This is a genomic window from Actinorhabdospora filicis (genome assembly GCF_030269765.1).
Lineage (GTDB): Bacteria > Actinomycetota > Actinomycetes > Mycobacteriales > Micromonosporaceae > Actinorhabdospora > Actinorhabdospora filicis.
Genome location: NZ_BSTX01000002.1, coordinates 1,553,774 through 1,576,503 on the forward strand (window position 1 = coordinate 1,553,774; position 22,730 = coordinate 1,576,503).

Consider the following 22,730-nt stretch of genomic DNA (forward strand, 5'->3'; position numbering starts at 1 on the left):
ATATAAGCGCTATACGGACCCATGTGCGCTCGATCCATAGGTTGATGATCATCGATCGAGCGATGGGAGCGAGATGATGATCAGGGTTCTCGGCAGGGCGGCCGACTCCGTCCTGGGACGGCTGGTGCCGAAGGCCTCGGCCAGCGCCGACACGAGCTGGACCGAGTGGTGCGGCCCCTGCCAGTGGATCGACGCGTTCGGCAACTACGCCCGCCCGTTCAAGACGTGCCACGTCGTCGGCGGCACCAGCGGCTGCACGCCGTGCAACACCCTCCGGGTCGGGTGCTGAGCCCGTGCGCGTCATTCGGGGAGCGGCCGACCGCCTGCTGAACCGCCTGGTCCCCAAGGGCACCGCCGCGGCGAGCGCGCAGGCGAGCTACTACGTCTTCTGCCACTGCGACGGGGTGCACGGCATGTGGAAGAACTGCTCGGTCGCCGGTTCCTGGTGCACCGAGTGCATCTACATCCGGACGCTCTGCGCCTGAGCGCACCGAAGGGGGTGACGCCACCGGGCGTCACCCCCTTCGGGGCTTCCGGCTATTCGGAGACGGGCCAGGTCCGGGTGGACACGCCGATCATGTTCCACGCGTTGATCGTGACGATCAGGCTCACCAGCGCACCGATCTCCTCCGGGGTGAACACCTCGGCGACCACCGCGTAGTCCTCGTCGGGCACGTGCGTCACCGACTGCTTCACCAGGCTCTCGGTGAAGGCCAGCGCGGCGCGCTCGCGGGCGGTGAAGAAGGGCGACTCGCGCCAGACGGCCACCGCGTTGATCCGCTTGACCGACTCCCCGGCCGTGGCCGCGTCCCCACTGTGGAGGTCGGCGCAGTAGGAGCAGCCGTTCATCTGGGACGCCCGCAGCCGCACCAGCTCGCGCAGCCCGGCGGGGAAGTCCACCGCGTCGAGCTGGCGCTTGGAGGCGTTGTCCAGGTGCGCCATCGCCTTGGAGAAGATCGCGGCGCTGGCGTCGAAGTCGAGGCGGACGGGAATCGTCACACGCTCATCGGTCATGGTGTCTCCTCATATGGGGGCGACGGTCATCGCCGGCGGATGATCTTACGATCCGCCGCGCCTCCCGTGCGCGTCTCGCTGATCACACCGCTTTTCCCCTTGTGGGCCCGGCACTCCGCCTTTTATAGTCACTCTGACCATTGAAAGGCGGCCGTGATGGACCTCCTCCAGACACCCCTCTTCACCCTCCTGGGCACCCCCGTCAGCTGGACGGAGGTGCTCGGCTTCGGCAGCGGCGCGATCTGCGTGTGGCTGGTGGCCCGCCAGCACATCGCCAACTGGCCGGTCGGCATCGCCAACAACGTGTTCTTCATCCTGCTGTTCGCCACCAGCGGCCTCTACGCCGACGCCGCGCTCCAGCTGGTCTTCATCGCCCTGGCCGCCTACGGCTGGTGGACGTGGGCGCGCGGCACCGGCCCGCGCGACGCCCTGCCCGTCCGGCGCACCACCCGCGGCGAGTGGATCGGGCTCGTGGCCGCCGGTGCGGCCGGGCTGCTCGGCCTGACGCTGCTGCTGGCCCACGCCACCGATTCCACGGTCCCGTTCTGGGACGCGCTGACCACGGTCCTGTCGCTGATGGCGACCTACGGCCAGTGCCGCAAGCGCCTGGAGTCGTGGTGGCTGTGGATCGCCGCCGACATCGTCTACGTGCCCCTCTACGCCTACAAGGGACTGTTCCTGACCTCGCTGCTCTACGTCGGGTTCATGGTCCTGTGCGCCATCGGCCTGCGCGACTGGCGGCGCGACCTGCTCGCGGCCCGGACGGCCGAGGCGGTGGCGTCGTGAGCCACGGCCTGGTCCTGGGCAAGTTCTATCCCCCGCACGCCGGGCACCACCACCTGATCCGCTCGGCGGCCGCGAAGTGCGATCACCTCACCGTGCTGGTCTGCGCGTCCACGGTGGAGTCGATCCCCCTGGAGACGCGCGTGCGCTGGCTGCGGGAGGAGCACCCGGACGCCGAGGTCGTCGGCACCGTCGACGACGTGCCCGTCGACTACGCCGACCCGGCGATCTGGGCGGCGCACATGGCGGTGTTCCGCGCCGCCGTGCCCGCGCCCGTCGACGTCGTCTTCACCTCCGAGCACTACGGCGACGAGCTGGCGCGCCGCTTCGGGGCCGTACACGTGCCCGTCGACCCGGCGCGCGGGACCTTCCCGGTCAGCGGCACCGCCGTCCGCGCCGACCCGGCGGCCAACTGGCACTTCCTGTCCCCCGCCGTCCGCGCCGGGCTGGCCCGCCGGGTGGTCGTGGTGGGCGCCGAGTCGACGGGCACGACGACGATGGCGCGCGCCCTGGCTCGCCACTACCGCCGCCGGGGCGGCGCGTGGGCGTCCACGCGGTGGGTCCCGGAGTACGGGCGCGCCTACAGCGAGGAGAAGCTGACCGCGCTGCGCGCCGCCGACCCGGCGGCGACCTGGGCCGACGCGGAGTTCACCACCGGCGAGTTCCCGCTCATCGCCGCCCGCCAGAACGCCGACGAGGACCGGGCCGCGCGGCTGGGCTCGCCGGTCCTGTTCTGCGACACCGACTCCTTCGCCACCTCCGTGTGGCACGAGCGCTACGTCGGCGGCCCGCACCCGGGCGTCCTGAAGATCGCCGAGGAGGCCGAGCACCACCTGTGGCTGCTCACCGACCACGTGGACGTGCCCTTCGAGGACGACGGCCTGCGCGACGGCGAGCACCTGCGCCCGTGGATGACCGGCCGGTTCCGCGAGGAGCTGGAGCGCACCGGGCGTCCCCACATCCTGCTCACCGGCTCGCACCGCCGCCGGCTGGCCGCCGCCGTGCGCGCGGTGGACGCGCTGCTGGCCGGGTGGCGCTTCACCGCTCCACTCGCTGAAAGCGGGCTCCCGGAGCGCCGATACCCTGAGGGTGACGACGAGTCCGGAGCGGGATGAGCTACGACAAACATGCCTTCGAGCCCTTCGCGGTGGCCGTGGACCTGGCGGTGTTCACCGTCCGGGACGGCGCCCTGCGCGTCCTGCTGATCCGGCGCGGCGAGGAGCCGCACGCCGGGCGGTGGGCGCTGCCGGGCGGGTTCCTGCGCCCGGCGGAGTCGGCCGAGGACGCCGCCGCGCGCGAGCTGGCCGAGAAGACCGGCGTCCCGCCCGAGGGCTGCCACCTGGAGCAGCTGCGGACCTACTCCGCGCCCGGCCGCGACCCGCGGATGCGCGTGGTCTCGGTGGCCTACACCGCGCTGGTCCCCGACCCTCCGGAGCCGCGCGCGGGCACCGACGCCGCCGAGGCGCGCTGGGTGGACTGGCCGGTTGGCGAGTCGCTGGCCTTCGATCACGACGCGATCCTCGCCGACGCCCACGAGCGGGTCGGCGCGAAGCTGGAGTACACCGGCCTGGCCACCGCCTTCTGCCCGCCGGTGTTCACCCTCGGCGAGCTCCAGGCGGTCTACGAGACGGTGTGGGGGACGGCGCTGGACCGTCCGAACTTCCGCCGCAAGGTCCTGGCCACGCCGGGTTTCGTGGCGGCGGTGGGCGGTGAGCCCAGGCGCACGGGCGGGCGCGGCAAACCGGCGGCGCTGTACCGGGCGGGCGGCGCGGTGGCGCTGCATCCGCCGCTGCTGCGTCCCTAGCGGGCCAGCCCGGACAGCAGCGCGGCCATGCCCTGGACGAGGACGCGGCCGCCTTCGTCGGGCCCGTCGAGGATCCAGCCGCGCGCGGCGTGCGTGAGCTCGACGCTGACCAGGCCGTGCATGGCCGTCCACAGCAGATAGGCGACGCGCTCGGGGTCTCCCCCGGCGAGCGCTCCGGCGCCGATGGCGGCGGTGACCTCGCCGACCAGGAGCGCGAAGGCGCTGCCCATGGCGCGGTGCTTGAGGCGGGCGGGCGGGTCGAAGTCGGGCAGTGGGCGCTCGAACATGAGGGCGTAGAGGGCGGGGTCGGTCAGCGCGAACTCGCGGTAGGCGGCGGCGACGGCGAGGATCCGCGTGAGCGGCGGCGCCGGGGCGGTCACGGCGCCGCTCAAGCGCCGCCGCAGTAAGCCGAAGCCGTGGTCGTAGATGGCCTCCAGGAGGCCCGCGCGGCCGCCGAAGCACGTGTAGATGCCCATGGTGGACGTGCCCGCGGCCCCGGCGACGCGCCGGAGGGTGAGGCGGACGGCGCCTTCCTCCCGCAGGACCCGGATCCCCGCCGCGAGCAGTTCGGCGTGGGGGTCGGCCGGCTCTCGTGGGGGCCGGTCCCGCGTGGGACTGACATCGGTGGGCATGTGCTCATGCTAATGGCCGGCGGGCCTCCGTTATCACATTCGCTTCGGCTTCGCCGGGCGGTCTCAGACGGCGAGCGCGTCGCGCACGGTCTCCTCCATGGGCGTGGCGGGCCCGCCGAGGAGGTTCTCCAGGTCGGGGGTCACGGTGGAGAACAGCCCGTCGCGGATGCCGGCCTGGATGCCGGAGATGACGTCGATCCCGTGCGGTGGGACGCCGAGGTCGGCGAAGACGCGGCGCAGTTCGGGGACGCTCACCGAGCGGTGGGTCAGGGGCCGTCCGGCGGTGCTCGCGGCGGTCGCGCACATCTCGTCGAGGCTCCAGGCGCGGGGTCCGGTGAGTTCGTAGGCGCGTCCCTCGTGGCCGGTGCCGGTGAGGACGGCGGCGGCCGCGCGCGCCAGGTCGCGGCGGTCGGCCGAGGCGAGGCGCCCGTCGCCGGTGGCGGTGAGCAGTTCGCCGTCCGCGAGTGCCTCGGGCAGGTCGGTGGCGTAGTTCTGGGTGTAGAGGGCGTGCCGCAGGACGGTGGTGGGCACGCCGGAGGCGGCGAGCGCGATCTCGGTGTCCCAGGCGGGCCGCCCGATGATCTCCGGCGCGGTGGACAGGATGCCGGTGTAGACGATGTGGGCGACTCCGGCGCGGGCGGCGGCGTCGATGGCGCGGGCGTGCTGTCCTGCGCGTTCGGTGTGGGTGCCGTTGGCCGACATGAGCAGGAGTTTGCCGACGCCGGTGAAGGCGGTGTCGAGGGTCTCGGGGCGGTCGTAGTCGGCGTGGCGGACCTCGCCGCCGTGGGTCCAGGACAGTTTCGCGGGGTCGCGGACGCCCAGGACGAGTTCGCCGGGGTCGACTCCGGCGTCCAGCAGGCGGGCCGCGATGAGGCTCCCGAGCCGTCCGGTAGCCCCCGTCACCATGATCTTCATGTCGGCGAACCTAACTCCGGCCGGGGTGGGGACGGGGTCGGCCGATCGGGTCCACCGTGGACACGGTTTCGTCTCAGACGTAGCCGGACTCGTAGGCGGCGATGACGGCCTGGGTGCGGTCGCGGACGCGCAGCTTGGCCAGCACGTTGCCGACGTGGGTCTTGACGGTCTCGGCGCTGACGTAGAGCTCGGCGGCGATCTCGGCGTTGGTCTTGCCGGTGGCCATGAGCCGCAGGATCTGGCCCTCGCGGTCGGTGAGCCCGGCGTGGTCGAGGGCGCTCTCGCGGCCGCGGTGGTGCAGGGCGAGGTCGCGGATGGCGGCGGGGAACAGCAGGCTGTCGCCCTGGGCGATGACGCGGACGGCTTCGATGAGCCGTTCGGGGCGGGCGCGTTTGAGCAGGAAGCCGTCGGCTCCGGCGCGCAGGGCCCGGTAGACGTACTCGTCGTTGTCGAAGGTGGTGACGACGAGGATCTTGGGCGGGTTGGGGACGGTGGAGACGATCCGCTCGGTGGCCTGGAGTCCGTCCACGGTGGGCATGCGGACGTCCATGAGGATCACGTCGGGGCGGAGGCGGCGGGTCATCTCCACGGCGTCGACGCCGTCGGCGGCCTCACCGACGACCTCCAGGTCGGGTTCGGCGTCGAGGATCACCCGCAGGCCGGTGCGGATCAGGACCTCGTCGTCGGCCAGCAGCACGCGTACGGTCACGCGACGATCATGCCAGGGGCAGGCGCACCGCCAGTTCCCACCGGCCGTCCTCGGCTCCGGCGCGGACGGTGCCGCCGAGGGTGGCGGCGCGTTCGCGCACGCCGGCCAGGCCGCGCCCGCCGCCGGGCCGGGCCGCGCCGGGACCGACGGTGTTGCCGACGCTGAGGTCGAGGGCGGCGCGGGTGACGCGCACGCTCAGCGCGACCTCTCCCCCGTCGCCGTAGCGGGCGGCGTTGGTCACGCCCTCCTGGGCGATGCGGTAGGCCTCGCGGGAGACCACGGCCGGGACGGTGGTGAGGTCGCCGTCGAGGACGTAGGCGACGGGCACGCCCGCCGAGGCGGCCAGCCCGGGCAGGCCTTCGAGCCCGACGCGGGGCGCGGTGGCCGACTTCTCGCCGTCGCGCAGGACGCCCAGGACGTGGTCGAGGTCGGCGAGCGCGACGCGCGCGGTCTGCTCCACGGCGCCCATGGCGGTGCGGGCGAAGTCGGGGTCGGTGCCGATGACGCGTTTGGCGGCGGCGGCCTGCACGGTGACCACGGACAGGGCGTGGCCGATGGAGTCGTGGAGTTCGCGGGCGAGGCGGTTGTGTTCGGTGAGGCGGTGCGCGGCGGCCTCGGCGGCGGCGAGGCGCTCGGCGGGGGTGGGCGCGAGGGTGCGCGCGGCGAGGGGGCGCAGCATCGTCCCGGCGAGGGCGATGCCGTAGACGAGGGCGACCAGGATCAGCGGCGCGACGAGATACCCGAGTCCGTGCGTCCACGCGAAGGTCTCGGCCAGTCCGGTGCGGACGGCGAGGTCGCCCAGGAACGGGGTGACGGCCAGCATCACCGCGTAGGGCACGAGGGCGAGGGTGACGCCACTGAGGAATCCGCCGACGCCGAGGTGGAGGGTGAACCAGGCCGCCACCCGCCACCGGGAGGTGGTCAGCGCGCCGTCGCCGAGCCCGAGCAGGGACCGCGCGGCGACGGTCTCCAGCGCGCGGACCGGCAGGACGAGCCCGGTCAGCCACACCACGGGGATCGCCGCGGCGAACACGACGAGGTCGACCGAGATGAAACTGAGCGCCTCCCGCCGCCAGGAGACGGCGATGACCTGCCCGGCCATCATGTACGGCATCACCAGGGCACCGCCGACGATGAGCCACGCCCACGTGAGGTAGGTGGCGCGGTCGCGGAGGGGCCGGAGGATCATGAACCGATCGTGGCACAGGGGCGGGCGCCCGGCCTCCCCTACGCGGGGGACTCCAGGCGCGCCAGCAGCACCGGGACGTGGCTGGTCCCGGGGTCCTTGGTGGCGGTGAGCAGGGTGACGGTGCCGCGCTCGCCCTCGGCGCGCAGCGCGGCGACGGCCTCGGCGTGGTCGTCGAGTTCGGCGCGGTAGCGCTCCTCGAACCCGGCGCGGCGGGCGTCGCGGTCGGCGTGGAACCAGCGCCGCAGCTCGTTGCTGGGCGTGACGTCCTTGGCCCACTCGTCGACGTGGGCGCGCTCCTTGGCCAGCCCGCGCGGCCACAGCCGGTCGACCAGGATCCGGCGTCCGTCGCCGGGATCGGGCTCGTCGTAGACACGGCGCACTCGGAAGCTCACCCGGCCATTGTCGCCGGGCGCGGACGCGGCGGCGGGCGATCGCGGGAACCCGGGGCGGGCCGCCGCACGTCCCATCCCCATGAGAACCGGCATCACTGGACTCGCCGTCCTGTCCGTCGTCCTCCTCTCGGCCTGCGCCCGGCCCGCCGACGCGCCGGGCGGCGAACCCTCACCGGCCTCCCGCGCCGACTTCGACGCGCGCGCCGCGCAGGTCGCCGCCGCCTGGCAGCGGCTGCCCGCCGACGGCGCCTGGTACACCGGCTTCGTCCCCCTGGCCCCGCTGACGCAGAAACCGAAGGGCGTCGACGAGGCCACCAACGCCGCGCTGAACGCGGGCTGGTTCAAACTGGACGCCGAGCTGCGCGAGGGCCCCCGCGACGGCGAGGTGACGTTCCCCGAGGGCGATCCCCTCAAGGTCGGGCTGATCACCGCCGAGGCGGCCTTCGGCGAGGTCGCCCCCGCCGATCCCCCCGAGTGCCCCGCCCCCGTGCCCGACTCCTCCTCCGGCTCCGGCCCCGACGGGTCCACCTCCCACACCCTCCCCTGCACCACCCTCACCATCACCGCCGCCACATTCGGCACCACCCGCGTCCTCACCAGCCGCGGCATGGCCGAGGCGCCCGCCTGGCTGTTCACCGTCGCCGGGCTGGACGCGCCGGTCGCGCAGGTCGCCGTCGCGCCCGCCGACGTCCAGGACCCGCCCCGCGCCGACGTCGGCCCCGCCGACCTCCCCGGCTACGTCGACGCCGTCAGCGTCGACGCGGTCGAGGGCACCAGCGTGACGTTCATGCTGATCACCGGCTCCTGCGACACCGACGTCACCCCCGTGGTCGCCGAGACCCCGAGCGCGGTCGTCGTCGCCGGCACCGTCCGCCGCGAGAGCGAGATGTGCGACGACATGGCCCACTACACACCGGTCACGGCGACGCTGGCCGCGCCGCTGGGGACGCGGCCGCTGGTGTCGGCGCGGACGGGCGAGGCGCTGGGGAGGTCGCCCTTCTAGACCGCTCTGCCGATCCGTCCACTCAGGTGTGTCGATGTACCGACACTCGGGAGTGGACGGATCCGTTTTCTTGTGCGGACTGATACGCTTTCGAGCATGGACGGACCGACAGAACTCCCGCCGGGTGAGGACTTCACCCCCGAGCAGTTCGCGCTGCTGCGCGCGGCCGGGACCCTCCAGCGCCGCCCGGCCGGGCAGCTGCTCATCGCCGAGGGCGAGACCTCCGACCACGTGATGATCCTGCTGCGCGGGCACGCCATGATCGCCTTCGCCGGCTCCGACCGCACCCTGGAGATCCTCCCGCCCGGCACCGTCGTCGGCGACATCGCCGCGCTGCTGAACTCCCCCCGCACCGCCGATGTCATCGCCCTCACCGACGTGACCGCGCTCGTCCTGCCCGGCGCGACCTGGCTGTCCTTCCTGGAGGCCAACCCCACCGCCGCCATCAGGCAGCTCGCCGGCTCCTACCGGCGGCTGCTGCACGTCAACCGCCGCAAGGTCATCGACCGCTTCCCCGCCGAGCGCCGCCTGGCCATCACCATGGCCGACCTCGCCGCACTGCGCGTGTGGGACGACGAGGACGGCGCCGGCGTCATCCGGCTCAAGCAGGAGCAGCTCGCCGGGCTCACCGGTCTCAAGCGCGACTCCGTCGTCGGCGTCCTGCGCGACTTCAAGAACGCCGGGATCGTCGAGGTCCGCCGCGGCGTCACCCGCATCATCGACCCCGCCCGGCTCGACCGCATCGGGCGCGGCGAACTGGTCGCCTCGTGAGCCTGGAGGAGGACTCATGGACCACCGGACGCGGCGGCGGCCGCGATGAGCCTGTTAACCGAGATCCTCACCGGCGTGGCGGCCGCGCCGGTGACCGCGGCGGTCGCCGCCTACTTCCGCTACCGCCTCACCCGTGTCCGCGAGCAGAACAAGACCGCGCGCCTGACCACCGCCCTCGACGGGACCGACCCCGCCCAGCGGGCCGCGATCATCGAAGCCTGTGGATCCCTGGAGCGGACGCCGAAACGCCGCCGCCTGCGCGGGTGAGCGAGCACCCGCTCGTCCGGCGGCTGCTCACCATCGGCCTCGACCCCGGCGAGTACGTCGTCTTCGGCAGCGGGCCGCTGCTGGCCAACGGGCTCGCCGAGGTCGGCGACCTCGACGTCATCGCGCGCGGCGACTCCTGGGACCGCGCGCTGCGCGGCGGCACCACCGGCCTCGCCCCCCTCAACGGCGCCACCGTCGCCCACTTCCACGAAGCCCGCATAGAGGTCACCGCCGGATGGGTCGGCGACCTCGACACCGACCGCCTCATCGACGAGGCCGAGCGCTTCGACGGCGTGCCCTTCGCGCCGCTGTCGGCCGTCCTGGACTACAAGCGCATGCTGCGCCGGCCCAAGGACGAACCGCACATCCGCCGCCTCGAAGCCGCGCTGCCCTTAGAACGGCGCCCCCAGCGCGTTGCGCAGCCTGATCCCGCCCCACCCCAGCGTGCTCGCCCGCAGCGCCGCCCAGTGCGCCTCCAGGCGCGGCAGGACCAGCAGCGGGACGCCCGCCGCCTCGTGGACGGCGAACAGGTCGCCCACCGGCTCGGCCGGTCCCAGCGGTGTCACCGGCGCGGCGGAGACCATCGCGTGGCGGTCGGCGTGCACGTAGTCGAAGGTCTCCGCCGGGAGGCGGTAGGCGTAGAGGCGGACGGTGCGGATGGCCTCCAGCCAGGCGTATTCGACGGCGTGGGCGCGGGTGACGCCGGGGCCGAGGAAGCGGTCGGTGTCGGCGGGCGCCGAGCCGGGCTCGGCGCGGGCGATCACGCGGGGGCAGTCGCGGGGGAACCAGTAGTCGGGCGCGTGATGGGCGTCCACGGCCCACACCACGCCCTCGGCGCTGACGGGGTGGGGTACGGGTTCGAAGCGGGTGATGGTGGGATCTTCGGAGAAGTGCAGGACCTGACCGGGTTCCGGGCGCATCGCGACAGTCCATCACGCCCATGGCCGTCCCGCATTACCCTTACGACGCCCCAGGCCGTCCCCTCGAAGTGAGCAGCGCATGACACAGCCGCCCCCGCCTCCCCACGGGGCGCCGCCACCGGAGCACGGGTACCAGCCGTACCCGTACCCGCAGCAGCCCTACCAGCAGGTTCCGCCGCAGTATCAGCAGCCACCGCCGCCTCCGCCGATGGCCTACGCGCCGCAGCCGCAGCCCCACTACCAGCCGCAGCCGCCGCAGGCCCCGTGGGGCGCGCCTCCCCCGCCGCCGGCCAAGAAGGGCCCCGGCGCCGGGCTGCTCATCGGCGGGACGGCGGCCGTCCTCGTCGTGGTCGCCGTCATCGTCACCCTCGTCATCACGCTGACCGGGAAGCCGCCGGTCAACCCGGTGATCACCGGACCGTCCGGCGAACCGGCCGTGGGCACCAACGACGCCGTGCTCAAGATCGGCATCAGCGCGCCGCTCAGCCTGCTGCCGGGCAACGCCGGGTACGAGCAGGAGAACACCGTCCTGACCGCGCTCTACGCCGGCCTCACCCGCACCGACGCGACCACCGGGATGCCCGTCAACCGGCTCGCCGAGAGCATCACCACCACCGACTCGACGGTGTGGACGATCAAGCTGCGGCCCGGCTACACGTTCCACAACGGCGAGCCGGTCACCGCCAAGTCCTTCGTGGACGCCTGGAACTTCGCCGCCGACGAGGTCAACGACCAGTTCGGGGCCTACGCGTTCCAGCGGATCGCCGGTTTCGCCGAGGCGCAGAAGGCCGCCACCACCATGAGCGGCCTCCAGGTCCTCGACGACCGCACCTTCACCGTCACCCTCACCGGGCCGTGGGCGGCGTTCCCGACGGCCCTGGCGATGCCCGTGTGGTCGCCGATGGCCCCGGCCTGCCTGGCCAACACCACCGCCTGCGACGACCGGCCCATCGGCAACGGGCCCTTCCAGCTGTCCTCGGGTTCCCGCAACGGCGACCTGAAGCTGACCCGCTGGGACGCCTTCGCCGGGGCGAAACCCCAGTTCGGCGGCATCGACGTCACCTACCTGCCGGACCCGAGCGCTGGCCCCTCGGCCCTGGCGTCCGGCTCGGTCGACTTCATCCGGCAGGGACCCGGCGCGGCGCCCACCACGGCGGTCACCAAGCCGACCGGCTCGTTCATGTACCTGGGCTTCCCCACCGACAAGAACGGCTACGCCAGTCCCGAGCTGCGCCGGGCGGTGTCGCTGGCCATCGACCGGGAGGCGATCGCGAAGGCCATCGGCGGGCTGACCCCGGCCACGTCCTTCACGCCCACGGGCATGCCCGGCCACAAGGACGGCTCCTGCTCCGACTGCCGCCACGACCAGGTCGCCGCCAAGACCGCCTTCACCCAGTCCGGCTGGGACGTCAAGACGCCCCTGGAGTTCCAGGTCAGCCAGTACAACCAGACCGCGCTCCAGTACATGACCCTGGTCTGCAACGACGTGACCGCGTCCCTCGGCGTGCAGTGCAAGGTCACCCCGACGCCGAGCACGGAGTTCGCCGGGAAGCTGGCCGACCACGGCTTCACCGGCGGCTGGGCCAGCGGCTGGATCCCCGACCAGGCCTGCGCCGAGGCGTACCTGACGCCGCTGTACGGCAAGGGCAACTACTTCGGCTACGCCGATCCGGCCTTCGATCAGACCTTGGCCACCGCCAATGCGATGAACAGCCTGGAGACCGCCCTGCCGCTCTACCAGCAGGCCGAGGCCCTGCTGAACGCGGGCATGCCGGTGGTGCCGATCGCCTACAAGCAGTACGTCGCCGCCATCGGCGAGCGGGTGGTGCCCGAGACCGTGGTCGTCGACCCCGCGTCCGAGGCGCCGCAGTGGGACCTGATGAAGGTCAGGAAGTAGCCGCCCCGGCCCGGTCCTCGCCGCGCACCTCGCGGCCGTGGCCGGGCCGGTGGTCGCCGGTCGCGCCGAGCGTCCACGCGGCCAGCGAGTGCCCCAGCGCCAGCCGTGCCTGCGGGCCGTCGCCGCGCAGGCGCGCGGCCAGCCAGCCCGCGGCGAAGGCGTCCCCGGCGCCCACGGGCTCGACGACGTCGACGGGGCGCGCGGGCAGCCGGTGGACGCCGTCCGGGGCGAACTCCACGGCCTCGCGGTCGGCGTCCTTGACGACGACGTGGGACGGGCCGGCCAGCAGCGCGGCGGCGTCCTCGGCGGTCGCCGTCCCCCACAGGCCCTCGGCCTCGTCGCGGCCCACGAGGACCACGTCGGCCGAGCGCGCCAGTTCCAGCAGCACCGGCGCGGCCGCCTCGGCGGTCCACAGCCCGGGCCGGTGGTTGACGTCGAAGGACACCGGGACGCCCAGCTCGCGGGCCCGCGCGATCAGCGCCGGGACGAGCGCGGCGCAGCCCGGCGACAGCGCCGGGGTGATGCCCGACAGGTGCAGCCAGCGCGCGCCTTCGAGGGGCCAGCCCGCGATGTCTTCGGGGGACATGCGCGAGGCCGCCGAGCCGCGCCGGTAGTAGTGGACGCGCGTCCCGCCCGGCCGCGGGTCCTTCAGGTAGAGCCCGGTCGGCGCCTCCGGGTCGCGCGCGACCCACCGCGTGTCGACGCCGTGCGCGGCGACGGCCGCCAGCACCCGGTCGCCGAGCGGATCGGTGCCCAGCCGGCTCAGCCACGCCGAGGGCGCGCCGAGCTCGCTGAGGTGCGCGGCCACGTTCGACTCGGCGCCGCCGTGGGTGAGGGCGAAGACGGAGGCCTCGGCGAGCGGCAGCGGCTCGGTGGGGGTCACCACCGCCATCGTCTCGCCGACGCACAGGACCGGGGGCGGGTTCGTCGGCACGCGACGAGGTTAGCCCCGCGACGGCGATCGGGCCAGTGGGTGGGACGCGGGCCCGCGAGCCGCATCCCGCCGAGCGGGAAGACGAGAGGGGCACCGCACGAGGACGATCGGGCCGGTGCCGTGGGACGCGGCCCGCCGGGCCGCGTCCGGCCGGGCGACCGCTCCCCGCTCACGGCCGGGCGGGAAGCCGGTAGAGGCACTGCTCGACGGCGATCGGGCCGGTCGGCGGAACGGCGCATGGCAGCCCAAGGGCACGGCGACGGCCCGCCGGTGGGCACCGCGCAGGCCGGGCGGCCCATGAGGCGCGCGGCCAACGGCACGCGGACCGAACCGCGCGAGGCCCACGGGCGGTGGTTCTCCCGCACCAGGCCGCAACCGGCCCGGCCCGCCGTGCGCAGCCGCGGGCGCGCCCCCGAATCGCACGCCAGGGCAGCGCGAAGGCCGGGCGCGGGTGGCAGCGCCCCCGGCCACCGGCCACCGCGAAGCGCACCACGGCACCGGCGGGCCACCGGGTGGCCGCTCCCCCTCAAGGCCGCGCGACGGCGACCGGCGTACCCACGTGCGGTCCGCCGGTCCCCCACGTCGCCCCAGCGCCCCCGTTCCGCCCCGCCCGTCCCTAGTCGAGCAAGTCCTTCTCCCCCGCCTTCACCAGGCTCGCCCGCAGCAGCGCCTCGTCGGCGATGAGCTCCTCGACGAGCCCGGCCACGGCGTGCAGCGCGGCCAGGTCGGTGCCGTACGCGCAGAACATCCCGGCCTCGGAGTCGAAGCGGAACCGGTTCGGCAGGTCCTCGTCGCGGTCGAGGGCCAGCGCGTGCACCGCGCCCTGCCAGTCGTAGCCGCCGCCTTCGAGTCCGGCCTCGGCGAACACGCCGAGGGTGTGCCGGTCGGTGGATCCGCCGGGGCTGAAGATGACGGAGTTGCTCGTCGAGCCCTGGACGAGCGAGACGGCGGTGAACGCGGCGAAGTCCGCTTCGGTGACCATGCCGGGCAGGCTACCGGCCGGGTGTGACGGGACGCAGCGCGAGCATGGCGATGTCGTCGGCGGGCTCACCGGTGAAGTCGCGCAGGTCGTCCCAGACGCCCATGGTCAGGCGGGACAGCGGCGGGCGGCGGCCGACGAGGAAGGTCCGCAGCCGCCGTTCGAGGGGGTAGAAGCGCCCGAACGCGTCGCGGGACTCCAGGACGCCGTCGGTGCAGGCCAGGAGCACGTCGCCGGGCGCGAGCGGTGTCCGGACGGCCATCGGAGGCCCGGCGGCCAGGTCGCCGAGGCCCAGTGGCGGTGAGGGGTCGCCGCCGAGGCGCGCGACGGATCCGCCGGTGAGCCGGAACGGGCTGGGGTGCCCGCACAGGACGACCTCGACCTCGCCGGGCGCGAATCCGATGAGGACGGCGGTGGCGAACAGCTCGGCGTCGCGCGCGGCGTTGTCGACGGTCATGCGGCGTTCGAGGCGCCCGGCGACGTCGGCGAGGGAGGGCAGGTCCAGCACGGCCTCGCGGAAGGTGCCCAGCAGCGCGGCCATCGTGGACACCGCCTCCAGGCCGTGTCCTTTGACGTCGCCGACGATGGCGCGCACGCCGTAGGGGGTGTCGCGGACGTCGTAGAGGTCGCCGCCGACCATCGCGCCGATCTGCGCCGAGCGGTAGAGGGCGGAGCACTCCACGTCGCCGACGCGGGCGGGCAGGCGCGGGAGGACGGCGTACTGGGCGGCCTCGGCGACGTTGCCGATGCGGGTGATGCGCCGGTCGTAGCGCCGGCGGCGCAGGGTGAGCAGGACGCTGGCCGCGCCGACCCCGGCGATGAGGGCGAGCTCGTTGCGGCCGCGCATGCCCATGCTGCAGGTGAAGTCGTCGAAGTGGTAGAGGACGGCCGCCTCGGCGGTGGCGGCCACGCCGTAGACGGTGGTGAGCATGGCGCTGCAGGCGATGGTGGCCAGCAGGGGCGCGAAGGCGGCCAGGAACACGAGGCTGACCTGGGGGAAGGCGCGTTCCAGGACCGCGCAGAGGAGCAGCGCGAACAGGGGCAGCCAGAGCAGCCACGGCGGGCGCGTGATCACGCCCGGTGGCGAGTACGGCGCCGGGATGCGGTTCCCCACCGGTCCATTCAATGCGAAAGCGCCCCCGGCCGGGGGCGCTTTCGCCTCAGGCCGCGTTAGGCGGCGTCGCGGACGGCGAGGGCGCGGCGCAGGTCGTCGGTGACGTCGGCGACCGAGCGGCGCACCACCGGCGGGAGGTCCTCGCGGGTGAGGAACTTCTCGGCGAGGGCGAGGGTGGCGGGTTCGACGGCGTGCCGGGGGAAGGCGCTGCGGATGACGGGCCCGGCCGACTGGGGGGTGAGGTGCTCGTTGATGGTGAGGACGTCGGTGAAGTAGCGCTCGGTGTAGGGGTCGCAGACCTCGGCGTGGCCGGGCTGGTGGAAGCCGCGCGCGACGGCCTGGGCGAGGCGCCCGGAGGGCGCGCCCTCGGTGAGCAGCTTCCAGGCGGCGGCCTTGTCGGCGGGGGTGGTGAGGGCGGCGCGGGCGCGGGCGGCCCATTCGGCGCCCTTGGCGCTGGGGTCGTGGCGGGTCTCGGCGGCGATGGACTCCTCACCGGCGTGGCCGATGGCGGCCAGCCGCACCAGGACGCTCCAGCGCAGGTCGGGGCCGATGGGCAGGCCCTCGGGGACGCCGTCGCCGCGCAGCCACCCGGCGATGCGCGAGCCGTCGTCGGTCTCGATGAGCATCCGCGCGGCGGCCAGCTGCCGTCCGGTGCCGGGCGCGGCGGCGGCCAGGGCGGCGACGGCGGTGTCGCGGGCCGAGGCGAGCGCGGTCTCGTGGGCGGCGGGGGCGACGAACCGGTCGAGGAGGACGTTGGTGATGAAGGTGGACACGTCCTCGAAGAGGGAGACCTCGGTTTCGCCGGGCAGCGCGGCGGCGGCGAGGGCGAGGTAGTCGGCGGTGCTCATCTCGGCGTCCTTGACGGCGTCGGTGGCCGCCGACCAGATGAGGGCGCGGGCGAGAGAGTCGGCGATGCCGGGCAGCAGACTCGGGAGCAGGGCGCGGCCGGTGTCGTCGAAGCGGACCTTGGCCCAGCTGAGGTCGCCGTCGTTGAGCAGGATCAGGCCCTCGGCGGCGCCTTCCAGGGCGGGGACGGGGGTGCGCTCGGTGGCCTCGACGTCGATTTCGGCGCGGTCGGCGGTGCCGTCGGCGCGGTGGACGGCGACGCCGAGCCGGTGCGGGCGCAGGGTCGGGTAGCGCTCGGGCGCGGTCTGGACGACGGTGACGGAGGTGTAGCGGCCGTCGGTGACGGTGGTCTCCGGGCGCAGGGTGTTGACCTGGGCGCGGCGCAGCCACAGCTCGGCCCAGGCGTCGAGGTCGTGCCCGGCGAAAGCGTCGAGGAAGTCGGCGAGGGAGGCGTTGCCGTAGGCGTGCCGCGCGAAGTAGCCGCGCAGTCCGGCCAGGAAGGCCTCGTCGCCGAGGCGGGCGGCGAGCTGGCGCAGGACGCCGGCGCCCTTGGCGTAGGAGATGCCGTCGAAGTTGGACAGGGCCGAGGCGGTGTCGGGGACGTCGTCGGGCGCCACGGGGTGGGTGGAGGAGCGCTGGTCGGCGGTGTAGCCCCAGGCCTTGCGGCCGACGGCGAAGCCGGTCCAGGCGCCGGTGAACTCGGTGGCCTCGGCGGCCACGCGCCAGCCCATGTACTCGGCGAAGGACTCGTTCAGCCAGATGTCGTCCCACCAGCGCAGGGTGACCAGGTCGCCGAACCACATGTGGGCCATCTCGTGGGCGATGATGACGGCCCGGTCCTGGCGCTCGGATTCGGTGACGGCGCCGCGGAAGAGCAGGTCCTCGCTGAAGGTGACGCAGCCGGGGTTCTCCACCGCGCCCCAGTTGAACTCGGGGACGAAGGCCTGGAAGTAGTGGTTCCCGAAGGGGTAGCGGGTGCCGAAGTTGGCGTGGTACCAGTCGAAGGAGGCCCTGGTGTGCCGCAGGATCTCCTCGGCGTCGGCGTCGAGGTATTCGGCCAGGGAGCGGCGGGCGGCGACACCGAGGCGGATGCCGTCGTGCTCGCCGAGGCGGGTCGCGTAGGGCCCGGCGACCAGGGTCATGAGGTAGGTGGACATGCGCTCGGTGTCGGCGAAGGCGCGGACGCCGTCCCAGTCGATGGGGGCGCCGTTGGCCCACACCGTCCACGCCTCGGGCGCGGCCACGCGCAGCGCGATGCGGGCCTTGAGGTCGGGCTGGTCGAAGCAGGCGAAGATCCTTCGCGCGTTGTCCATGCCGGACATGGCGTAGAGGTAGACCTCGCCGTCCTCGGGGTCGGTGAAGTGGTGGACGCCCTCGCCGCTGGTGGAGTAGGCCATGCGCGCCTCGACGACGAGCTCGTTGTCGGCGGCCAGGCCCTCCAGCGGGAGCCGCCCGTCGGTCACCGACGCCGGGTCGAGCTCGGCGCCGTTGAGGCGGACGCGGGTGACCTCGGTGGCCAGCACGTCGGCGAAGGTCGCCGCGCCGGGTTCGGCGCAGCCGAAGCGGACGGTGCTGGTGGAGGCGAATCCGGCGTCGAGGTCACCGGCGCCCAGGTCGAGGAGGATCTCGTAGGAGTCGACGGTGAGGAGTGAGGCTCGGGTGGCCGCTTCGTCGCGGGTCAGGCTTGGCATGCCGACAAGCGTACGAAACGATCATCCAGGCGCGTCTATGTCTTTTCGCCACCGGCGAAAGTGCGGCGGTAGGCGGCCGGGGACACCCCGTAGCTCGCGCGCATGTGCTGCCGCAGGGAGGTGCCGCCGCCGAAGCCGACGCGGGCGGCGATCTGGTCCACGGCCAGGCCGGTGGTCTCCAGGAGGCCGCGGGCGGCGTCCAGGCGGCGGTCGGTCAGCCATTCCACGGGGCTCTGCCCGGTCTCCTCGCGGAAGCGGCGGGTAAAGGTGCGGCGGCTCATGCGCGCGTGGGCGGCCATCTCGGTGAGGCTCACCGGGCGGTCGAGGCGGGCCAGCAGCCACGCGCGGGTGGGCGAGGTCCCGTCGTCGCCGCCGGGCGGGACGGGCCGGTCGACGTACTGCGCCTGTCCCCCGTCGCGCCACGGGGGTGCCACGCAGGTGCGCGCGACGGCGTTGGCCACCGCGGCGCCGTGGTCACGGCGGATCATGTGCAGGCACAGGTCGAGCCCGGCGGCCGCGCCGGCGGAGGTGAGCACGTCGCCGTCGTCGGTGAACAGGACCCCGGCGTCGACGCGCACGCCCGGGAACAGCCGCTGGAAGTGCCCGGCGTGCCACCAGTGGGTGGTCGCCGTGCGCCCGTCGAGGTACCCGGCGGCGGCCAGGACGTAGGAGCCCAGGCAGATGGACGCCATCCGCGTCCCGGGCCGCACGAGGGCCAGCGCGGCGGCGACCTCCGGGGACAGCTCGCCGCGCTCGTAGACGGGGTCGCCGTCGGCGTAGGCGGCGGGGATGACGACGGTGTCGGCGGTGGCGAGGATGCCGGGGCCGTGCTCGGGGAGGATCGCGAAATCCTCGGTGGTGCGCACCGGCCCGTCGCCGATGCCGCAGGTGCGCACCCGGTAGAGCGGCTCGTCGTGGTCGTGCTCGGTGGCGCCGAAGACGCGCGAGGGGATGCTCAGCTCGAACGGGATGACACCGTCGAGGGCGAGGACGGCGACTTCGTGCATGGCCCGATCCTGTCACAAGGTGGCCCCCGGGCCGTGTACGGCGTGCGGCCCTCTCGCGGAGGCTGGGCGCATGACGGAAACGATGACGGCGGTGGACGCGGCGACCTTGACGACGGTGGAGCGCGAGCGCCCGGTCCCGGGGCCGGGTGAGGTCCTGGTGCGCGTGCACGCCGCCGGGGTCAACCCCACCGACCTGCGGCTCGACGGCGAGGACGGCCCGGACGTGCCCGGCTTCGACGTGGCCGGCGTGGTGGCCGCGACCGGGGTGGGGGTGACGCTGCTGGAGCCGGGCGAGGCCGTCTTCGGGATGATCCGCTTCCCGGCGCCCGGACGCGCCTACGCGCAGTACGCCACCGCCCCCGCGCGGCACCTGACGCGTCAGCCGCCCGGGCTGGGCCACGTCCGCGCCGCCGCGCTGCCCCTCGCCGGGCTGACGGCCTGGCAGGCCCTCCACGACACCGCCGGGGTCCGGCCCGGGCAGCGGGTCCTGGTGCACGCCGCCGCCGGTGGCGTCGGGCACCTGGCGGTGCAGATCGCCAAGGCCCTCGGCGCGCACGTGACGGGGACGGCCTCGCCCGGCAAGCACGCGTTCCTGCTCGGCCTGGGCGCCGATGAGGCCGTCGACTACGCGGGCGAACCGCCCGGCGGCTTCGACGTGGTCCTGGACGGCGTGCGCGGCCCGGACCCGGCGCGCTCGCTGCCGCTGATGCGCGACGGGGGCGTCCTGGTCTCCATCACCACACCCCTCACCGGCGAGCTGGCCGAGCGGGCCGCCGCGCGCGGGATCCGGGCGGTGACGATGCTCGTGGAGCCCGACCACACCGGGATGACGGTCCTGGCCGGCCTCGCCGAGGGCGGGATGCTGCGGCCGGAGCTGGACGCCGTCCTGCCCCTGGAGCGGGCCGCCGAGGCGCACGAGCGGATCGCCTCGGGCCGGACCAGGGGCAAGATCGTGCTCACGGTGCCCTGACGCCGCCGAGCTTGCCGGGGTTGGCGGTGGCCAGGATCCGCACGATGCGCCCGTCCCCGTCGACGTCGCACACGAAGGTCGCGTACGGCTCGCCGTCCAGGACGGCGAGCGCGCCGGGCTCGCCGTTGATCTCGGTGTAGACCACGACGGTCCCGGCGGGGATGTCGGGGGCGGTCTTGTGGAAGACGCGGGCGACCTTGTCGCCGCCGGTGATGGGCCGCAGGTTGCCCTTCACGCGCCCGCCGGTGTCGGTGACGACGGTGACGTCGGGGGCGAGGACCTCCAGCAGCGCGGCCAGGTCGCCGTTGAGGCTGGCGACCATGAACCGCTCGGTGGCCTCGCGACGGCGGGCGGTGTCGGCGCTGAAGCGCGGGCGGTGCTCGGTGACGTGGGCGCGGGCGCGGCGCACGAGCTGCCGGACGGTGGCCTCGGTGCGGTCGAGGGCCTCGCCGATCTCGGCGTGGCTGAACCCGAAGGCCTCGCGCAGGACGTAGGCGGCGCGCTCCAGCGGTGACAGCGACTCCAGCAGGACCAGCATGCCCAGCGAGACCGAGTCGCGCAGGGCGGCCAGGCGGCCGGGGTCGCCGTCGGCGAACGGGACGCCGTCGTCCTCGGTGGACGGCTCGGGCAGCCAGGAGCCGGTGTAGTCCTCGTGGCGGCTGGCGGCGCTGCGCAGGCGATCCAGGCTCAGGCGGGTGACGATGGTGACGAGGAAGGCGCGCGGGCTGGTGATCTCCTCGGCCGCGGCGGCCTTCTCCCACTTGGGCCAGGCGTCCTGCACGATGTCCTCGGCGTCGGTGTGGCTGCCCAGCATGCGGTAGGCCACCGCCCGCAGGACCGGGCGGTGCTCCTCGAAGACGTCGATCATGGGGCCAGACCCTAGCGCGCGGTGACCGCCGGTCGCACCTTGCGGTGCGGGCCGTAGGGGCCGGGGTTGCGGTGGGCCCACAGTCCGCCGTTCAGCACCAGTTCCTTGTACCAGACGGCGACCTTGCCGCGCAGGACGGCGTTGCGGGGCGTCTCGTCCTCGGCGTGCACGAACTGGATGACGGCGTCCCTGCGGCCGAGGCTGACGCACTGGTGGATGTAGCGGTACGTGAAGGGCGCGTGGTCCTTGCCGAGCATCGCGGCCACGATCGCGTCGGCGACGTAGGGGCCCTGGAAGGCGCCGACGCGGCAGCCCATGGCCAGGACGCTGCCGTCGCGGCCGGTGACGGCGGCGGCGTCGCCGATGACGTACACGTCGGGGTGCGAGACCGAGCGCAGGTGGGCGTCGACGACGGCCAGGCCGCGCGCGTCGACGGTCAGCCCGGCCTCGGCGGCCAGGCTCCCGACGGCGAAGCCGCCGGCCCACACGCAGGCGTCGAAGGCGAGCTCGCCGTCGGCGAGGACCAGGCGCCCGGCCTCCACGGCGGTGACCTCGCCGCGCACGACCTCCACGCCGAGGCGGGCGAAGGCCTTGGCGATGTGCTTGCGGGCGCCCTCCGACAGCCACGCGCCGGGCTCGCCGCGGCTGACGAGCTTCACGGTCAGCGCGGGGTGGGTCTCGGCGAACTCGCAGGCGGCCTCGATGCCGGTGAGGCCGCCGCCGCACACGATGACCGTGCCGGTCTCGGGGACGCGCGCGCCACCGGCCTCCAGGACCACCGCGTGCTCGGCGATGCCGGGGACGGCGGTGGTGTCGACGTGGCTGCCCAGGGCGTAGACGAGGGTGTCGTAGGGCAGGTCCTCCACGGCGTCGGCGGTGCTGACCGAGACGACCTTGGCGGCGGTGTCGACGGCGCGCGCCCAGCCGATCCGCAGCTCGGCCGCCGGGCCGCCGAACAGCCCGGCCAGGCCGGGCGCGTCCGGCTTTTGCCCGGCGGCGGCCTGGTGCAGGCGGGGGCGCTGGACGAAGTGGTCGCGGCCGTTGACCAGGGTCACCCGGACCTCGCCCGCGTCGACCTGCCGGGCCAGCCGCGTCGCCACGCCGAGACCCGCGTATCCGGCGCCCAGGACGATGATGTTCCGCATTGTCTTCTCCTCTTCGCTCATTCGCTTGCGGCAAGGAGACGGGGACCCGCCCGGATTTCGTGACACGGCGGGCCGAACTTTTTTCGCGCCGGGGTGTTCCTACACGTCAGCGAGGGTGAACAGGCGCCCGTCGGCGGTCAGGCCGCCGTCGACCGGAAGGATCAGCCCGGTGATCCAGGACGCGTCGGGCGAGGCGAGGAAGGCCACCGCGGCGGCGATGTCCTCCGGCTCACCGGCGCGGGCCATGGGGTAGCGCTCGCCGACGGCGTCGATGATCTCGGGCTCCCAGGCGCGGGTGCGGATGGAGCCGGGGGCGACGAGGTTGACGCGGACGTGCCCGGGCAGGCCGCGCTCGCGGCGCATGCGCGGGGAGTACTCCACGGCCAGGTTCTGGGTGAGGCTCTGGAGCCCGGCCTTGGCCGCCGAGTAGGGGGCGTCGCCGAAGGCCTCCATGCCGTTGATGGAGCCGATGGTGACGACGTTGCCCACGGGTGAGGCCAGCAGGTGCGGGAAGGCGGCGCGCATGCAGCGCACGGCGCCCATGAGGGTGGCGTCCCAGCGGCGGGTCCAGTCCTCCTCGGCGAGCTCGTCGAAGAAGCCGTGCCCGGCCAGGCCGACGTTGTTGACCAGGACGTCGAGGCCGCCGGCGGCCGCCTCCGCCACGGCCCCGGCGACGCTCCCGGCGTCGGTGACGTCGCAGTGGAGGTAGTGAGCGCCCAGTTCGGCGGCGGTGGCGCGGCCGGCCCCGTCGTCGATCTCGCCGATGACGACCTCGGCGCCCTCGGCGATGAGGCGGGCGGTGATGGCGCGGCCGATGCCGCGTCCGCCGCCGGTGACGAATGCCCTGCGACCGGAGAATCGTGAGGAAAGTTCAGACATC

25 protein-coding genes are annotated in these 22,730 nt (G+C 74.2%); 10 read left to right on the plus strand and 15 right to left on the minus strand.

Annotated features, from left to right (window positions below; all coding sequences use genetic code 11):
- Nucleotides 1-76 precede the first annotated feature (76 nt).
- The gene (locus tag QSK10_RS20020) at nt 77-289 is read left to right on the plus strand and encodes a hypothetical protein (protein ID WP_285664390.1); all 213 of its coding nucleotides are present in this window, start codon (nt 77-79) and stop codon (nt 287-289) included.
- A 4-nt stretch (nt 290-293) separates the two neighbouring features.
- Nucleotides 294-485 (plus strand): hypothetical protein, encoded by a 192-nt coding sequence (locus QSK10_RS20025; RefSeq protein ID WP_285664391.1) that lies wholly within the window; start codon nt 294-296, stop codon nt 483-485.
- A gap of 52 nt (nt 486-537) precedes the next feature.
- Here the strand turns inward: QSK10_RS20025 and QSK10_RS20030 are convergent, their stop codons facing one another.
- Nucleotides 538-1,014: a carboxymuconolactone decarboxylase family protein gene (locus QSK10_RS20030; RefSeq protein ID WP_285664392.1), complete on the minus strand. Its 477-nt coding sequence runs from the start codon at nt 1,012-1,014 to the stop codon at nt 538-540.
- Between the two features lie 156 nt (nt 1,015-1,170).
- Between QSK10_RS20030 and pnuC the strand changes: the two genes are divergently transcribed.
- Genes pnuC through QSK10_RS20045 form a run of 3 tightly spaced genes read left to right on the plus strand, consistent with a single transcriptional unit; the run spans nt 1,171 to nt 3,601 of the window.
- Nucleotides 1,171-1,800, plus strand: coding sequence for a nicotinamide riboside transporter PnuC (gene pnuC, locus QSK10_RS20035; protein WP_285664393.1), 630 nt, complete (start codon nt 1,171-1,173; stop codon nt 1,798-1,800).
- The gene (locus tag QSK10_RS20040) at nt 1,797-2,912 is read left to right on the plus strand and encodes an AAA family ATPase (RefSeq protein WP_285664394.1); all 1,116 of its coding nucleotides are present in this window, start codon (nt 1,797-1,799) and stop codon (nt 2,910-2,912) included. The genes pnuC and QSK10_RS20040 overlap by 4 nt, the downstream gene beginning before the upstream one ends.
- Nucleotides 2,909-3,601: an NUDIX hydrolase gene (locus QSK10_RS20045; protein WP_285664396.1), complete on the plus strand. Its 693-nt coding sequence runs from the start codon at nt 2,909-2,911 to the stop codon at nt 3,599-3,601. The genes QSK10_RS20040 and QSK10_RS20045 overlap by 4 nt, the downstream gene beginning before the upstream one ends.
- On the opposite strand, the gene QSK10_RS20050 is transcribed toward QSK10_RS20045, so the two are convergent.
- The 5 genes from QSK10_RS20050 to QSK10_RS20070 form a co-directional block, all read right to left on the minus strand.
- Nucleotides 3,598-4,233, minus strand: a complete 636-nt coding sequence (locus QSK10_RS20050) for a TetR/AcrR family transcriptional regulator (protein WP_285664397.1) — start codon at nt 4,231-4,233, stop codon at nt 3,598-3,600. The two genes, QSK10_RS20045 and QSK10_RS20050, sit on opposite strands and share 4 nt — an antisense overlap.
- Nucleotides 4,234-4,296: 63 nt before the next feature.
- The gene (locus QSK10_RS20055; protein WP_285664398.1) at nt 4,297-5,148 is read right to left on the minus strand and encodes an NAD(P)H-binding protein; all 852 of its coding nucleotides are present in this window, start codon (nt 5,146-5,148) and stop codon (nt 4,297-4,299) included.
- Nucleotides 5,149-5,221: 73 nt separating this feature from the next.
- Nucleotides 5,222-5,857, minus strand: coding sequence for a response regulator (locus QSK10_RS20060; protein ID WP_285664399.1), 636 nt, complete (start codon nt 5,855-5,857; stop codon nt 5,222-5,224).
- Between the two features lie 7 nt (nt 5,858-5,864).
- A complete protein-coding gene (locus QSK10_RS20065; RefSeq protein WP_285664400.1) occupies nt 5,865-7,046 on the minus strand; it encodes a sensor histidine kinase in 1,182 nt (393 codons plus the stop codon).
- Between the two features lie 38 nt (nt 7,047-7,084).
- On the minus strand, nt 7,085-7,438 hold the full coding sequence (locus QSK10_RS20070; RefSeq protein ID WP_285664401.1) for a DUF488 domain-containing protein: 354 nt from the start codon (nt 7,436-7,438) through the stop codon (nt 7,085-7,087).
- A gap of 79 nt (nt 7,439-7,517) precedes the next feature.
- Here QSK10_RS20070 and QSK10_RS20075 point away from each other — a divergent pair, with 79 nt between their 5' ends.
- From QSK10_RS20075 to QSK10_RS20085, 3 genes are all read left to right on the plus strand, one after another.
- Nucleotides 7,518-8,441, plus strand: coding sequence for a hypothetical protein (locus QSK10_RS20075; RefSeq protein WP_285664402.1), 924 nt, complete (start codon nt 7,518-7,520; stop codon nt 8,439-8,441).
- A gap of 96 nt (nt 8,442-8,537) precedes the next feature.
- Entirely contained in the window at nt 8,538-9,212 is a 675-nt protein-coding gene (locus tag QSK10_RS20080) for a Crp/Fnr family transcriptional regulator (protein WP_285664403.1), read from the plus strand.
- A 45-nt stretch (nt 9,213-9,257) separates the two neighbouring features.
- A complete protein-coding gene (locus tag QSK10_RS20085; RefSeq protein ID WP_285664404.1) occupies nt 9,258-9,479 on the plus strand; it encodes a hypothetical protein in 222 nt (73 codons plus the stop codon).
- A gap of 392 nt (nt 9,480-9,871) precedes the next feature.
- Here the strand turns inward: QSK10_RS20085 and QSK10_RS20090 are convergent, their stop codons facing one another.
- Complete coding sequence (locus QSK10_RS20090; RefSeq protein WP_285664405.1) at nt 9,872-10,399, minus strand: DUF6886 family protein; 528 nt, start codon at nt 10,397-10,399, stop codon at nt 9,872-9,874.
- A 79-nt stretch (nt 10,400-10,478) separates the two neighbouring features.
- On the opposite strand from QSK10_RS20090, the gene QSK10_RS20095 reads away from it, so the two are divergent.
- Complete coding sequence (locus QSK10_RS20095; RefSeq protein WP_285664406.1) at nt 10,479-12,296, plus strand: ABC transporter substrate-binding protein; 1,818 nt, start codon at nt 10,479-10,481, stop codon at nt 12,294-12,296.
- Here the strand turns inward: QSK10_RS20095 and QSK10_RS20100 are convergent.
- From QSK10_RS20100 to QSK10_RS20120, 5 genes are all read right to left on the minus strand, one after another.
- Nucleotides 12,286-13,230, minus strand: a complete 945-nt coding sequence (locus QSK10_RS20100) for a sugar kinase (RefSeq protein ID WP_285664407.1) — start codon at nt 13,228-13,230, stop codon at nt 12,286-12,288. The two genes, QSK10_RS20095 and QSK10_RS20100, sit on opposite strands and share 11 nt — an antisense overlap.
- A gap of 616 nt (nt 13,231-13,846) precedes the next feature.
- Complete coding sequence (locus QSK10_RS20105) at nt 13,847-14,212, minus strand: Imm51 family immunity protein (RefSeq protein WP_285664408.1); 366 nt, start codon at nt 14,210-14,212, stop codon at nt 13,847-13,849.
- Nucleotides 14,213-14,222: 10 nt separating this feature from the next.
- A complete protein-coding gene (locus QSK10_RS20110; RefSeq protein ID WP_285664409.1) occupies nt 14,223-15,323 on the minus strand; it encodes a PP2C family protein-serine/threonine phosphatase in 1,101 nt (366 codons plus the stop codon).
- A 56-nt stretch (nt 15,324-15,379) separates the two neighbouring features.
- A complete protein-coding gene (gene pepN, locus QSK10_RS20115; protein WP_285664410.1) occupies nt 15,380-17,860 on the minus strand; it encodes an aminopeptidase N in 2,481 nt (826 codons plus the stop codon).
- Nucleotides 17,861-17,895: 35 nt separating this feature from the next.
- Nucleotides 17,896-18,867, minus strand: a complete 972-nt coding sequence (locus QSK10_RS20120; RefSeq protein WP_285664411.1) for a GlxA family transcriptional regulator — start codon at nt 18,865-18,867, stop codon at nt 17,896-17,898.
- A 70-nt stretch (nt 18,868-18,937) separates the two neighbouring features.
- On the opposite strand from QSK10_RS20120, the gene QSK10_RS20125 reads away from it, so the two are divergent.
- Complete coding sequence (locus tag QSK10_RS20125) at nt 18,938-19,837, plus strand: NADP-dependent oxidoreductase (protein WP_285664412.1); 900 nt, start codon at nt 18,938-18,940, stop codon at nt 19,835-19,837.
- On the opposite strand, the gene sigJ is transcribed toward QSK10_RS20125, so the two are convergent.
- From sigJ to QSK10_RS20140, 3 genes are all read right to left on the minus strand, one after another.
- Nucleotides 19,824-20,705, minus strand: a complete 882-nt coding sequence (sigJ, locus tag QSK10_RS20130; protein ID WP_285664413.1) for an RNA polymerase sigma factor SigJ — start codon at nt 20,703-20,705, stop codon at nt 19,824-19,826. The genes QSK10_RS20125 and sigJ overlap by 14 nt on opposite strands.
- 11 nt (nt 20,706-20,716) lie before the next feature.
- A complete protein-coding gene (locus QSK10_RS20135; protein WP_285664414.1) occupies nt 20,717-21,850 on the minus strand; it encodes an NAD(P)/FAD-dependent oxidoreductase in 1,134 nt (377 codons plus the stop codon).
- 99 nt (nt 21,851-21,949) lie between these two features.
- On the minus strand, nt 21,950-22,729 hold the full coding sequence (locus QSK10_RS20140; protein ID WP_285664415.1) for an SDR family NAD(P)-dependent oxidoreductase: 780 nt from the start codon (nt 22,727-22,729) through the stop codon (nt 21,950-21,952).
- Nucleotide 22,730 lies beyond the last annotated feature (1 nt).